At 61.2% G+C, this 12,643-nt stretch carries 13 protein-coding genes and 1 pseudogene; 6 read left to right on the top strand and 8 right to left on the bottom strand.

Going from position 1 to position 12,643, the window contains the following annotated elements; genetic code table 11:
- Positions 1-81 precede the first annotated feature (81 nt).
- Positions 82-987: an aspartyl/asparaginyl beta-hydroxylase domain-containing protein gene (locus LC407_RS14065; protein WP_049465655.1), complete on the bottom strand. Its 906-nt coding sequence runs from the start codon at positions 985-987 to the stop codon at positions 82-84.
- 441 nt (positions 988-1,428) lie between these two features.
- Between LC407_RS14065 and LC407_RS14060 the strand changes: the two genes are divergently transcribed.
- Positions 1,429-2,088, top strand: coding sequence for an RIO1 family regulatory kinase/ATPase (locus LC407_RS14060; RefSeq protein ID WP_032951715.1), 660 nt, complete (start codon positions 1,429-1,431; stop codon positions 2,086-2,088).
- A gap of 88 nt (positions 2,089-2,176) precedes the next feature.
- On the opposite strand, the gene LC407_RS14055 is transcribed toward LC407_RS14060, so the two are convergent.
- Positions 2,177-2,515, bottom strand: a complete 339-nt coding sequence (locus tag LC407_RS14055) for a P-II family nitrogen regulator (RefSeq protein WP_032977217.1) — start codon at positions 2,513-2,515, stop codon at positions 2,177-2,179.
- Positions 2,516-2,672: 157 nt separating this feature from the next.
- Between LC407_RS14055 and LC407_RS14050 the strand changes: the two genes are divergently transcribed.
- Together LC407_RS14050 and arr are read left to right on the top strand one after the other, a co-directional pair.
- Positions 2,673-2,924, top strand: a complete 252-nt coding sequence (locus LC407_RS14050; protein WP_089237467.1) for an accessory factor UbiK family protein — start codon at positions 2,673-2,675, stop codon at positions 2,922-2,924.
- 125 nt (positions 2,925-3,049) lie between these two features.
- Complete coding sequence (gene arr, locus LC407_RS14045) at positions 3,050-3,484, top strand: NAD(+)--rifampin ADP-ribosyltransferase (RefSeq protein WP_223483048.1); 435 nt, start codon at positions 3,050-3,052, stop codon at positions 3,482-3,484.
- 472 nt (positions 3,485-3,956) lie between these two features.
- Here arr and LC407_RS14040 read toward each other — a convergent pair whose 3' ends face one another.
- From LC407_RS14040 to LC407_RS14030, 3 genes are all read right to left on the bottom strand, one after another.
- The gene (locus LC407_RS14040; RefSeq protein WP_223483047.1) at positions 3,957-5,240 is read right to left on the bottom strand and encodes a PD-(D/E)XK nuclease family protein; all 1,284 of its coding nucleotides are present in this window, start codon (positions 5,238-5,240) and stop codon (positions 3,957-3,959) included.
- A 448-nt stretch (positions 5,241-5,688) separates the two neighbouring features.
- Positions 5,689-6,018 (bottom strand): hypothetical protein, encoded by a 330-nt coding sequence (locus LC407_RS14035; protein ID WP_223483046.1) that lies wholly within the window; start codon positions 6,016-6,018, stop codon positions 5,689-5,691.
- A gap of 269 nt (positions 6,019-6,287) precedes the next feature.
- Positions 6,288-6,728 carry a hypothetical protein gene (locus LC407_RS14030; RefSeq protein ID WP_223483045.1) on the bottom strand — a complete coding sequence of 147 codons (441 nt, stop codon included), beginning with the start codon at positions 6,726-6,728 and terminating at the stop codon, positions 6,288-6,290.
- A 605-nt stretch (positions 6,729-7,333) separates the two neighbouring features.
- On the opposite strand from LC407_RS14030, the gene LC407_RS14025 reads away from it, so the two are divergent.
- Positions 7,334-7,690: a hypothetical protein gene (locus LC407_RS14025; RefSeq protein ID WP_223483044.1), complete on the top strand. Its 357-nt coding sequence runs from the start codon at positions 7,334-7,336 to the stop codon at positions 7,688-7,690.
- Positions 7,691-7,736: 46 nt separating this feature from the next.
- Positions 7,737-8,213 carry a cold-shock protein gene (locus LC407_RS14020; RefSeq protein WP_223483043.1) on the top strand — a complete coding sequence of 159 codons (477 nt, stop codon included), beginning with the start codon at positions 7,737-7,739 and terminating at the stop codon, positions 8,211-8,213.
- 121 nt (positions 8,214-8,334) lie between these two features.
- Here LC407_RS14020 and LC407_RS14015 read toward each other — a convergent pair whose 3' ends face one another.
- Positions 8,335-8,775: a hypothetical protein gene (locus tag LC407_RS14015; RefSeq protein WP_223483092.1), complete on the bottom strand. Its 441-nt coding sequence runs from the start codon at positions 8,773-8,775 to the stop codon at positions 8,335-8,337.
- Between the two features lie 317 nt (positions 8,776-9,092).
- On the opposite strand from LC407_RS14015, the pseudogene LC407_RS14005 reads away from it, so the two are divergent.
- Positions 9,093-9,308: pseudogene (locus tag LC407_RS14005) on the top strand (cold-shock protein); the annotation flags it as partial.
- A gap of 775 nt (positions 9,309-10,083) precedes the next feature.
- Here the strand turns inward: LC407_RS14005 and LC407_RS14000 are convergent.
- Entirely contained in the window at positions 10,084-11,331 is a 1,248-nt protein-coding gene (locus tag LC407_RS14000; RefSeq protein ID WP_223483042.1) for an FtsX-like permease family protein, read from the bottom strand.
- Positions 11,328-12,641, bottom strand: a complete 1,314-nt coding sequence (locus LC407_RS13995) for an ABC transporter permease (RefSeq protein ID WP_223483041.1) — start codon at positions 12,639-12,641, stop codon at positions 11,328-11,330. Before LC407_RS13995 ends, LC407_RS14000 begins: the two co-directional genes overlap by 4 nt.
- Positions 12,642-12,643: the final 2 nt, after the last annotated feature.

Here is a 12,643-nt window from a genome sequence, read left to right as displayed (position 1 = left end):
CCAAAGCAAAAACCCGCGCTGGCGACAGCGCGGGTTTTTTCGTTTTCCGGTAGCGCCGGGCCATGCCCGGCGGCCGTCCGCTTACAGCGCCCAGATACCGGCGATCACCGCCACCACCAGGCCCCACTTGATCACCTGATAGGCCACCACGCTGCGCTCGCGCAGCGCCTTGGCCTTCAGCCGCACCTTGTAGACGCTGCCGAAGGCCTTGTTGACGCCACCGGTCGGGTCGCCCGGCAGGTTCGGCGAGGCGCCACCGGCCAGCAGCGTGGACGCCACCAGGCGGTTGAACAGGCCCGGCAGGCCGAAGCGCAGCGGGCGGGCGATATCGCAGAACAGGATCACCCGGTCATCGGGCGTCTCGTTGTGCGCATGGTGGATGTAGGTTTCGTCGAACATCATCCACTCACCGTCACGCCAGCTCTTCTTGATGCCGTCCACTTCGATGTAGCAGGCATCGTTGTTGGGCGTGGCCAGGCCCAGGTGCAGGCGCAGCGAACCGGCGAACGGGTCGCGGTGCGGGCGCAGCTCGCTGCCCGAGGGCAGCTGCGCGAACATCGCCGCGCGCACGTCCGGCAGCGATTCCAGCAGCGCGGTGGTCTTGGGGCACATCGCCTTGGCCGACGGGTGCGAGGGGCCGTACCACTTCAGGTAGAAGCGCTTCCAGCCGCGGCGGAAGAACGAATTGAAGCCGGCATCGTTGAACGTGCTGGAGGCAGCGATCGCCTGCGCATCGCGCAGCGCCAGTGCCTCGTCGCGGATCATCTGCCAGTTCTGCCGCAACGGCTCCAGCTGCGGGAATTCCTTGCCCGGGTCCAGGAACGGCGTGGTCGGCACCTTGGAGAACATGTACATGACCACGTTGATCGGGGCCATGAAGCTGGAGTGGTCCAGCAGCTGGCGCGACCAGCGCGCACGGACCTTGCCACGGAAGTGGATGTACAGCACGCAGGACACGAACAGCGCCGCAAGTACGATTTTGATGATCAAAGCACTTTCCTCCAGCACGCGCCGGACAGGGAAACAGGGCGATGCGGCCGCAGGGCCGGCATCAGTGGGGGAACGCGGCAGGAGACGGGGACGTGCCGGGTGGGTGCGGCCGTCGATGTCGCGTGTAACAGCTTATGGTCGGCAGGCCGTGCGCCGGGGTCAAGCCAAGCGTGCGTGGGCCGCAGCGCCGCGCCGCGAGCGCTGCCGGACGCATCTGCAAGCTATTGAAATCAAATTGCTTTTCGAAAAGTGAGACAGAATTGTCCGAAAAAGCGCGACGAACTGTTCCAGCCACGACGCCGACATTTCTCCGACAAATCGTGGAATAGCGAACTTGCCGGTACTAAAATTGACTTAACGAAAGTTTAGCCAGTTCCCCCCGTCGTACCGGTTCGCTTGACGCTTCAGCGCCGCCCACCGGGTCGCCCGAGACCCCACATGATCCCTTCCATCACTCCCTCCCCGTCCTGCGGCGATGACGCCGTGGCGCCGCTGCTGCTCAAGCGCGGCGAGCGCTTCCTCGCCCCCGATGTCTACCGCACCTGCCTGGACGGCCGTCCGGCGGTGGTGAAGGACTACTCCCGCTACCGTGGCACCCCGGTGTCGCCGATCGCCCGGCTGATGGTGCGCCGCGAGGCACGCATGCTGGAGCGGCTGGGCGGCTGGAAGCACGCCCCGGCCCTGCTCGGCACCCTCGGTGGCCTCGCACTGGGCATGGAATTCATCCCCGGCCAGACGTTGAGCACCGCGCAGGCCGTGGGCAATGAAGTGTTCGAACAGCTGCAGCACGCGCTGAGCCGCCTGCATGCCGCCGGCATCACCCACAACGACCTGCATGGCACCAACGTGGTGGTCAGCGCCGGCGTGCCGGTACTGCTGGATTTCACCTCGGCCTGGCGCGTACCGCGCTGGCTGCGCCGCAACCCGCTGAGCCGGCAGCTGAGCCGCAGCGACATGAAGAACCTGCTGAAGATGCGCCAGCGCGTGACCGGGCAGGCGCCGAGCCCTGCGCAGGCGGCCATGGTGGCCGACCCCGGTTGGGTGGCGGCTGTGCGCCAAGGCTGGAAGCGGTTCTACAAGTGGGCCAAGCGTCGGTAGGCGCTTCGCTCTGGTGGGGGTCGAGCTTGCTCGACCGCTCTTCGTTCCGGCGACGCAAAACCTCGCCGGTCCCGTCCCTCTCGGCGGCTTACAACGCGTCCGCGTCCAATTCACCGGTACGAATACGCACCACACTGCCCAGATCGTAAACGAACACCTTGCCATCGCCGATCTTGCCGGTGCCCGCCGCTTTCACGATGGCTTCCACCACCACCTCCACCTGATCGTCGGTCACCGCCACTTCCAGCTTCACCTTCGGCAGGAAGTCGACCACGTACTCGGCGCCACGGTACAGCTCGGTATGGCCCTTCTGGCGACCGAAGCCCTTCACTTCCGTCACCGTGATCCCGGTAACCCCGCGCTCGGCCAGCGCTTCGCGCACGTCGTCGAGCTTGAACGGCTTGATCACCGCCATGACCATCTTCATCGTCTATCTCCTGTATTCCGGCGTGGAGGATAGCGCCTGAACGCGGCCGGTGCGAAACCCGCAGCGCCTGTCCGGCAGGCCGGGGCCGGCAGTATCCTTACGGCCGAACAGCCGTGGCCGCGCCGGATGCGCAGGCCCACCACCCCACGGAGCACCCATGATCGACCTGAACCAAATCGATGACCTCGCCCGTCGCCTCAGCGACCTGGTGCCGCCGGGCCTGCGCGAATCGCGCGAGGAGCTGCAGGCCACCTTCAAGAGCGCACTGCAGGCCGGCCTGGCCAAGCTGGACCTGGTGACCCGCGAAGAGTTTGAAGTGCAGCGCGCAGTGCTGCTGAAGACCCGCGAGAAGCTGGATGCACTGGAAACGGCGGTGCGCGAGCTGGAAGGCCGCAGCAAGGCAGAATGAAAAAGGAGGCGCACCGCGCCTCCCACTTACAGAGTATTTCCCTGATGGGGCCTTGCCGCAAGGCCCGTCCGACGCCCTAGACTCGCCGGCCTGTCGATCCGGCAGGACAGTCAGGGGCAGTGCCGATGGCGCAGGACACCGAATGGACACCCGTTTCGCATGACACCTGCGAACAGGTCGCCGGGCCGTTCTACCACGGCACCCGCGCTGACCTCGCGGTGGGCGAGCTGCTGAGCGCGGGCTTCCGCTCCAACTATCGCGACGGTGTGGTGATGAACCACATCTACTTCACCACGATTGCCAAAGGCGCTGGGCTGGCTGCGGAGATGGCCCGGGGCGAGGGGCGACCGCGTGTGTATGTGGTGGAGCCGACCGGGTCGTTTGAGGACGACCCGAATGTCACCAACAAGAAGTTTCCCGGGAATCCGACGCGGTCGTATCGGAGTGCGGAGCCGTTGCGGGTTGTTGGGGAGATTACGGAGTGGGAAGCCTACGATGCAGACTTCATCAGGCAGATGAGGGAATTTGTCGCCTCCGGCAGCGGCAAGATCATCAACTGATGGAGGGGAAGGCTCCTGCTTTGACTGACGGACGAGCAATGCAGCAGCTTTTCGGACGATGTCCGCTCTCGGCCAGAAGCGGCCACAAAGCACAGCCAACACCACGCTGCTGGCCAGCGTGCAGTAGGCTTGCTGGATCTCAGACGGTGTAAGAACCTATCCGGTCACGTGACCATTGCAGCAACCAGCTGCGATTCCCTTGGAAATCTCCCCGAAGGGATCAGTTCCGCAATCACTAATGGTGAATTCTCGTGAGCATAGAAACTGTCGCGGGTTTAACAGACTTGCAGATCCGCCTCTTCACCGCACTTGGCCAGACTCTCGTTCCTCTAGCGGTGGGCGCAATTGCCGCGCTTATCGCTTGGCGTCAATGGAAGACCGCCGAACAGCAGGCAAAAACTGCACGCAGTAGGCTTCGCTTCGACCTATACGAACGACGCCTGAATTTAACCATGAGGTGAGGTTAGTAGCGCTATCGAATTCGATCAAGACCTTGCTTGAGAGCAAGCAGTTGCTCTACGGACTCGTCAACGGCCTGCTTGGACGACAGGCCACCCACACGCTTCAATGCCAACCATCCGTAGTTCTCGCTACCGACCCGAATTCCGCTCTGCGCACGCATTTCGTTTGCGAAGGAAAGAAGTGCCTCACGCTTTTCCGGTTTAACGTCCGAAAAATCCACATAGCACACAACGCTATACTTATCGTTGGAGCAGCGTACCTTTACGCCAGCAATGTAGTACCAAGCATCCTTTCCTTCCTTTTCAACCAGCCGATCCCAATCATCTAGAGAGAAGGTAGTGACTACACGCCGAGGGTCAACTGACAAGCCACTGAACTTCTCACGAAGCGCCGTTCTGAACGGGCCGAACAAGGTCTGTTTGAAGCATTGCTCCCACAGCGCCGGCCGGGTGCAGTACAGCTGGAACAATCTCATCTTTGCCTTGGCCTGGCTCTTGGCGGGCCCTTCCTTCACGATTGCCGCTAGCCCTTTGGCGCGCTGAGAACGCGCGGAAGGCTTGGCCAGAGCCTTCATTTGATCAAGTACGTCACGATGCTTACCGGCAACGTGGCTAATTAGCGTGCCGAGGGGGCTTTGCGCAGCCGAGTCTTCATCCTCCTCTTCGACGATCATCCGAAACTGGGCCAATGTCTCTCGGACATGCCGTGCCGTCGATTCGCGCTGCTCACTCGACTTGAGGAACTCCGCCAGCCAGTCATAACCCACTGCCAGCCACGCATCATCCTTGGGAACTGCCTCATTGCTATCGAGATAGATGTGAATTCCTCGATATCTTGGAAACAACTTCTTGAGCCCGTTGTGATAGCTCTTTGTCTGATCAGCACCTTCTTTAGAACCAAATTTGTTTTCGATGGCGACGTATAGGCGAGCAGATGGGTCAAGAATCAAGATGTCAAGCGATTTCTTTTTCTTCAGGCCCACATCTACCTCAGTACTGACAATTACCGAAGAGAATGACTGGGTATATACGTTGGAAGGACTCAGGAAACGTCGTTCGTTATACGAAAGATGCTCGGCCCGATCTGACTGCCCAGCTCGTACAAGCAAAGACCGCAGCGCGTGGTCACCAAGGCCGTGTCCTTCGCTCGGATCCATGAGCCAGGCCAAGAAACGAGAGACGTTCACTTCACGCGGGTAACAAATTCGCAACGGAGCAGCAGTAGCCGCCAAGGAAAGCATGCGCTGCACATCCATGTCTGCGTACAACTCATCTACCTGCTCCTCAAGTGCCATCGAATGTTTCCTGATTCGTGATTTCATTGGGATCCAAACCTAGAGCTATCGTTCAAAGCTATGCAATAGGCCAACCCTATCTAATTTACGCTAAAACAGGATTATTGTTCCCGCACAGCGCGCTAGCCGCCCCCCCCCCACAAGGTGCGGAGAACGCCCTTCGGCGGAGGTCTAGTGTGAGTCGAAAGTAGACGTTAGCATCGCTTGGGCCGGAAGCTGCCCCAGTGTCCTCTTCCGGCCAGGAGCGGACATCAATCGCGAGAGCAAGAGCCCTCCATATCGCGAAACACCGCCGCGAGGCTATGAGCTCCGTCAGGCCCGGCTGGATACGCGATGCGCGATTCTCAAGCTCAAGCCTTATCTCGCTAACGCAAGATGATTACCGGCTAGCGACCTTGGTCTCCGGAGCTGTTCCATGCCGTAGCTCGGCATCTTCTCCAGCGATTCGTCACTCCTGCCTTTCCGCCTGAATATGGATAGACGAAACGCCGGAAACCATGGAATGACTGGACCAAGCATCCAGCTCCTCTGCAATTGAGCCACTCAAGAGCCATCCGCGGCCGGTGGACTGAGCCGAGGCCAGGGCAAGAACCACAAATTCAGGCCACGATTGAGCGGCATGACTCGAGCAAGTACTCACCATGAAGCCGCCCTTGTGATATGGCTCGGCGTGGAGATTGCTGACTCCAAGACCAGCTTGCTGAAAGATCCGCGCCGCGACCTTGAGAGCCGCCTGCTGCGATGTGCAATTGGTGAACAAGCGCCAGTGCAAATCCATGCGTCCGCAATCTAATTGAAGGCCCTCTGGGCGCGGTTGCGTCACTTATAGCAGAAGGGGCGCGCGACCATGCACCTCTCTCGCTACCCGAGGCGCCAGCATCGAAGAACAGCTTGGGAGCGTTGCAACCTCGATAGACGAAGGATCGCGAGGCGAAGGATCGCGTGACTCGGTGCCAGAGATGACCTGATCGAAACCAAGCTCGTGCTCCCCCAGCGCCAAAGAACCTTGCGCCCTCCTCGTCGAGATCTTGAATCGCCCACCCTGTGCTATTCCGTGGTGGCCCGCGCAGAGCGGAACATCTCCGCAACTTCGCCGGCATAAGCAATGGCATCCGGAACCCGGATCCTTCTCAAGTAGCTTTTCATTCCAGCCGCTTCATCGCGAAGCACGAGATACTCGATCAGGTGGCCGATAGGCATGTGCAGCGTTGCGGGAAGATTGACAAGGTTGTCTGGCCCTCCGTCTGCCTCCGAATAGGCGGCTAGTTTCTGCGCTATGTAGCTGAACGTCTGAACTCGCTCGGCACCGATCAAGTAAAGAAGTGCATCTACCTTGATATTGGCATGCCCCATCCACGCCTCGTGTACACGGACGATGACCGGCTCGATCGGCGCCTCATGCTTGAAGGGCTGCTTCTTCAGATACGCGTCCAAGGCGAGTAGATAGTCGCGGTAGGCGGCAGAAGCCAGTAGGTCCGTCAGAGTCATGCGTGCAATCACAGCTTGGGAACTCCACCTATATCAAACATGGATAGCAGGGTGAAGCCGTGATCTGCACTTCGCCTGGAAGTGAAGCCCGCAACACGCCAGGAGCGCTTGCGCCATCAATTGACCGCATCGCAACTCGTGTTCTATTGCCAGTGTCACGAGGAACCGCTCGTCGAATGCTGTCGCATTTGCCGCACTCTGCGTCTTTGGCGGAAGGTTCTGACGACTCCGTTCCAGAAGTGCCAGTCTTCCCGTAACACAAGGCTCTCGCCACTTTCCACGCTATGCGACAATGCCAAAAACGTCTCGGGCTTTGGCGGCTTTGGCCCCAACCCCTTGGCATTCCAAACAACATCAGGCAACTCTGGTAGAGCCACCGACAACGGGTGGCCGGGCGTCGAAAACCCGAGCTATTAGGAAGTTGTTTACGCTTGTCAGCCGGCACCACCACGCGTGGTGCCGGCTGGCAATCCGTCTGCCGGCTATGGCGGGCGGTGCGTGGGGGCCTTGCGCCCGCCGGTTGTCCTAATAGCCCGGTTTTCGAGCCACGCATCGTCCGCCACCTTAATCGGTGGCGGCTTCTGCCTGCTTGCACGGAGCCTGCCATGACCAAGCCGCACTCCCCTCCCCCGCGCCCCATCCAGGAAGCGCCCTCGCCCGCCCCTGCGCTGGACCCCAACAGCCTCATCGCCATCCTGCACAGCATTGGCGCTGGTGCTGCAGCCGATGGCCAGCCGTGGCCCGAGCGCCATCACCTGCGCAGCCGGCAGATGGCGTTGTCCGACGCCGACTGCGCCCTCACCGGCCAGCGCGTCGTGCAGGAGATCCTGCTGGCGGCCGAGCGCACGCGCCAGAACGGCGAGCCCGACCAGTACGTGGGCGACCGGGTGATGGAAGGGCTGGTGATGGCCGACATCGCACTCACGGCCTTCATCCACGAACGGGTGCGGCCAAGAGACTGAGGGCACGCTTGTGGGCGTGACGTTCTGTCTTTGTGCGGGGTGATGAATGAAGAAACACGGCCTTGCCGCGGCGGCGGTGTGCATCGCGGTGATCGGCGCGGTATGGGCGGAGTGGCCCGAGCCAGCGGGCGATCAGGTGTGGGCCTACCAGAAGCAGCAGCCAGTCGACTACCGGCTGCTGCACAGTGATGCACTCGGCTTCGTGACCGCCAAAGCAGATGAGGGCTTTGAACTGCACACGCGCTATGCCGGGGTGACGTCCTTCGAGATCCGATGCAAGGGCGTTCTGGTGATGGACGTGGAGAACGCCCCCTCACGCGTGCTGATCCGGGTGCCCGCCGATGCACTTACGCGGGCACCGGATATCGAGCGCCTGCGCCTCAGTTTCGAGCGATGGTTGGACTACCACCAGAGCCAGGGCGCGTTGCTGGTGGAGAGTGCAGGAACATCGTGGATCGAAGCGCTGTTTGGGCGCTTCAGTGGGGCGGTCCCTGATGGGCAGCGGTGTCCAACTAGAGCTTGAACTCCAAATCGCCCTGCTACTCAAAATCGGGGGGACGTCGGCCTGACTACGTTGAGGGAGTCCAAGTTCGGACGAAGAGGGTTGCCGTTCGTGATCGAACTTGAGCGCCCGGACATCGGTCTCAGAACTTTACTCTGCTGTAAACAAGGTCCAGCTCTTCATCATGCATGACCCAGCGACCAGCAATGCCCTCCGGACACAGGTAGAACTTTCCGGCGTAATTTGACGCGCGCGACCAAGCGCTTCGGGCGAACTGGGGAAACCGCCGCATGACTCGCGCGTCCGGCATCTCCGGCCTGCTTGCCAGCGTGCAGTCTTCAGGCAAGGTAAGAATCCCGCTGGTTAAACGAAAGACCAACCACGACTCATTGGTGTCCATGTCGTGCGTCTCTTGTATGTTGACAGCATCCTCAGGCAACCACCCGGGCAACCACTTCGATTCACCGATTGCCTGTCTTGAAACGGCTTGGTTTCGGTCTGCATATTGAGTGCTTGCAACTTCCGAACAGCCAGAAAGTGCGAGTGCCAGCGTGACCATCAGGAAGAGCTTGCGAGTGTTCATTGGAGGCATGCAAGTCATCAGTAGGGGAAGTTTCCACCGGGACGATAGCTCCCGCAGATCTGCGAGCAACTCCCAGCAAGGCTATTCGTCCAGATGATCGTCCAAGGCGATTTGCCAATTGATCCGCAGCGGAGTCAGCGGCAGAGTCGCCCTTGATGTTCTGATCGAACCACTCGCGCCCGTCGCTTATGCACTGAGAAGCAGCAGATCCGCCCATGCCCTTCTGTGCGGCTTGGCAGTTTGCCATGCAATGGAAGTACTTGTCTTGGCCACTCCATCCATTGTGAGACCCACCAACCACGTGTGTGGCTCACCATCTGGTGATAGATGTGGAAAACGCCCCGTCACACGTGCTGAACCGGATGCCCGCAGATGCACTTACGCGGGCGCCGGATATCGAACGCCTGCGTCTCAGTTTCGAGCGATGGTGGGACTACCACCAGAACGAGGGCGAGTTGCTAGTGGAGAGTGCAGGAACATCGTGGAACGAAGCGCTGTTTGGGCGCTTCAATGAGTACGTGCCTGATGAGTAGCGTTGTTTGTTGGGGACCGCGGGCCGCCGTTGGTCGTAATCCCCTCTAGCCGCTCCGCCAACGACTCCCGATCGCAGCCCGCAGAGTGCCCGTCGCACCATCGTGCGTTCTCTGTCCACCCTCCGCAGACCATCAGATTGGGCTCCGTCGCATTAAACGAATTGCGACGCCGTCATTGATCAGATTCGCGTCCGGCCAGAGGCTGACCTCTCCGGGTACTGGACGAACCCAGCGCCCCACGTAGCAATCCTACCGCCCAGTGACGCTGGCCCGATGCTCGAGCATCAGGGGCAGCGCCGACATCATGGGCGGTCCGTACTGACGGAAACGGAGCCGTCTTCCCTCAGCCGGACGCTTACATACACATCTGGCGGAGGTATCCGATTGATCGACGCCCCCACAGGAAGGATCCCCCAGCTGGTGATCGAACCGCAGACTGTTTTATGAATCAACCTGCGACTATCCAACCCCCGTCTGGAAAGCTCGGCAACAGCCCCTTCAGGGGGGTGGCGATCAAAGCCCTTGTAGGCAGTGCAGGTCTTTCCGGTCTGACCCATGGGATACGTTGAACTCTCCACCTCGTCCCTGCACCCCAGCAGGCCCAGGATGAGCGAGAGGATGGTTGGTATCCGAATGCATCGCATTGCCGGTTACTCCTTTCCTCCACTGCCGTGTTACACGCCTTGTCCATCGCAGCGCCTCCGAGTCGCCATCGCGTAGCCGTAAGGAACGGTGCTTTGGCGCGAGCACTGGCCGGATGACAGACCCGTCCGGGTCAGGCGCTACGCAGGATCGCCACCGGGGCCTCTTTGGCTGCTCGTCGGGCCGGAACAAATGCTGCGGCCTGGCCCAACAGAAGCACGGTCAGTACGCCAATGGCGAGAAATGGCGCCTCGATCCTGGCCACCTCGTAGTACCGGGCCACGGCCATGTTCAGGCCGATGGCCAGTACGGTGCCGACAACAGACCCGGTGGCGGTGAGAATCAGGTTCTCCACCAGGAAGTACCGGAGGATGTCGGATTTCCGGGCGCCCAATGCGCGCCGGATACCGATCTGACGATACCGCTTGCGAACCCAGAAGCTGGCCAGTCCGTACACGCCCGTAGCCGTTACCACCAACAGCGCCAACCCGGAGCTCAGGAACATGATCGCCATGGTCTGATCGTGGCGGAAGTAGTCGGCGCGCAGTTCCCGGAACGAGGTGCTGCGGGCGATGGTGCGGTTTGCGTCGCGCTGCGACAAGGTCGCCTCACTGGACGCAATCACATCCGCCACTCGCCCATCCGCGGCACGGATGGCGAACATCACGCGAGGCCCGTCCGGAATCAGCGGCAGGATGAGTGACATGTCATTGTCTGCATCGGTCTTCAGAACAGGCCGGGAAAGCGTCTTGACGATGCCGACCACCTGGATGGGGTGCTGCGCATCGGCATACAGGAACTTGCCGACTGCGCCGCCCTCCGGAAACAGCTTGTCTGCCAGTGCCTGCGAGACAACGGCCTCGCTTGCCTTGTAGAGCCCGGCATAGTCGGCGCTGGCCTCCATCGGCACGAACGCTCCCGCAGACAGGTCACGGCCGGCAACAAGGGTCAGGCCCAACACCTGGACTGCTGGCGAAGATGCCGTGTAGACAGTCGGTTCGGCCTCTACGATGCCGGAGATATCATTTCCTTCAAGCACCTTGTTGGTGAATCCCACCGACCAGCTGCGCTGGGAGAGGGGAAGCGACTCTGCTGCGACTACCTGTTCGACGCCTGGCTGTTGCCGGATGGCCTCCAGGTCGGTCCTGATCGAGGCTGCAGGGTTGGCTGCTGCAGGCCCCAGGTACTCTGTCTCGATGACGCCCAGGTTCGCCTCTTCCAGGCCCGTCTTGTAGGTGAGGGTTCCCAGCCGCTCGGACAGCAGAAACGCAAGGTTCGTCACGCACGCCGTGGCAACCAGCACCTGCACCAGGAGAATGGACGCGATGACGCGGTTGCGGGTGAGCGCACGGACGATAAGGGGGACTTCTGCAATGCTCATTCTGACGCCTTGATCTGCATGGCCAGACGGCCTGAGGTAGCGCGCAGCGCAGGGAAGAACGCAGCGATGACACTGGAGACACACGCCAGGCCCACGGTGAGGGCGGCCATGCTCAGATCCATGTTGGCCAACGAGGCGTAGTCTTCCGGCTGCATCCGCACAAGGTAGAGGCCGGCCTCTGCAACGATCAACCCTACCGCCCCGCCCAAGCCGCCGATGATCAGTGCTTCAGTGCAGAGCTGATAGATGACGTCCTGCCGACGCGCACCCAGCGCCCGACGGACCGATATTTCATGGGACCGGCGGATGAAGCGGGCGAAGATCAAGGCACTCATGTTCAGCAGGCAAACGATCAGGAACCCCAGGCACAGCGCCAGCTGCAGCTTCACCTCGTTGGGGATGATGCGATGCTCGACCAGGAAGTCCTTCAGGGACACCATCCGCGGTGCAGTTGTCCTGTCAAACCTTCCCGCCTGGTGCTGTGTACGTGCGTAGTTGCCCAGGAAGCGCTCGTACTGCTCGACACTGGCCGCGTCAGGCAACTCGGCCCAGAACTGGACCCATGATGTGCGGGCGTCCTGCAGGCGATTGAGGGGCTTGTCACTGCTCCATGAGAAGACGCTGCTGGACACCGCCATCTGCATTTCCGCTGCAACACCAATCGGGATGAAGAAGTCTTCGCGCCCCTTGAAGACATCCTGCTGAAGGTCCGTATAGAACCGGGGGCGCGGGCTCCACGGACCGGCGACACCGACCACCCTGAATGCTTGGCCGCCAAGCCGGACGGTGGCTCCCACCAGGCCTTCACTGCCCAGACGAGCAGCCAGATCCTGGCCCAGCACGACAACCCGGGCGTGGGCAGCATCATCTTCACGCGTCCAGGCCCTGCCCTGCGCCATGGGAATGCCGAACATGGCGAACGCATCTGCAGTGACATACTGCCCCTGCGTGAAGAATGGAATCTGCACGCTGCGCTGCGCATCCACCAGCAGACGGGCAGACGCCAGCGCGGTCTGATGGGAGGCGGGGGCCTGCCGAAGCAGGTTCTGCGCATCCATCCAGGTGAGAGCCACGCGCGGGTCCATGCCCGGCCTGACGTCGTAGGACGTGGGAAGCGCGTCAATGAAGGGGTGATAGAGATGCTCGCTCCGCCCCGGCAGTGGATCCCACGTCATTGTCCGCACGACAGTCAGCATTGTCATGCTTGCGCCGATGCCCAACCCCAGCGCCAGGATCAGCGCTGCGCTCATCCCCTTGGTTTCCATAAGCCTGGTGCGGGCCAGCGCAAAGTAATAGCCGAACATATACATCT

The sequence above is a fragment of the Stenotrophomonas sp. OVS01A genome, from assembly GCF_019969775.1.
Taxonomy (GTDB): Bacteria; Pseudomonadota; Gammaproteobacteria; order Xanthomonadales; family Xanthomonadaceae; genus Stenotrophomonas; species Stenotrophomonas indicatrix.
The sequence above is the reverse complement of the archived record's forward strand: the minus strand, read 5'-3'. Positions and strand labels throughout refer to the sequence as shown.

Bases quoted from the DNA above. Each gene is read 5' to 3' on its own strand.
- LC407_RS14060 (WP_032951715.1), top strand. From the start codon at position 1,429: ATGATCCCTTCCATCACTCCCTCCCCGTCCTGCGGCGATGACGCCGTG.
- LC407_RS14055 (WP_032977217.1), bottom strand. From the start codon at position 2,515: ATGAAGATGGTCATGGCGGTGATCAAGCCGTTCAAGCTCGACGACGTG.
- LC407_RS14050 (WP_089237467.1), top strand. From the start codon at position 2,673: ATGATCGACCTGAACCAAATCGATGACCTCGCCCGTCGCCTCAGCGAC.
- arr (WP_223483048.1), top strand. From the start codon at position 3,050: ATGGCGCAGGACACCGAATGGACACCCGTTTCGCATGACACCTGCGAA.
- LC407_RS14040 (WP_223483047.1), bottom strand. From the start codon at position 5,240: ATGGCACTTGAGGAGCAGGTAGATGAGTTGTACGCAGACATGGATGTG.
- LC407_RS14035 (WP_223483046.1), bottom strand. From the start codon at position 6,018: ATGGATTTGCACTGGCGCTTGTTCACCAATTGCACATCGCAGCAGGCG.
- LC407_RS14030 (WP_223483045.1), bottom strand. From the start codon at position 6,728: ATGACTCTGACGGACCTACTGGCTTCTGCCGCCTACCGCGACTATCTA.
- LC407_RS14025 (WP_223483044.1), top strand. From the start codon at position 7,334: ATGACCAAGCCGCACTCCCCTCCCCCGCGCCCCATCCAGGAAGCGCCC.
- LC407_RS14020 (WP_223483043.1), top strand. From the start codon at position 7,737: ATGAAGAAACACGGCCTTGCCGCGGCGGCGGTGTGCATCGCGGTGATC.
- LC407_RS14015 (WP_223483092.1), bottom strand. From the start codon at position 8,775: ATGAACACTCGCAAGCTCTTCCTGATGGTCACGCTGGCACTCGCACTT.
- LC407_RS14000 (WP_223483042.1), bottom strand. From the start codon at position 11,331: ATGAGCATTGCAGAAGTCCCCCTTATCGTCCGTGCGCTCACCCGCAAC.
- LC407_RS13995 (WP_223483041.1), bottom strand. From the start codon at position 12,641: ATGTATATGTTCGGCTATTACTTTGCGCTGGCCCGCACCAGGCTTATG.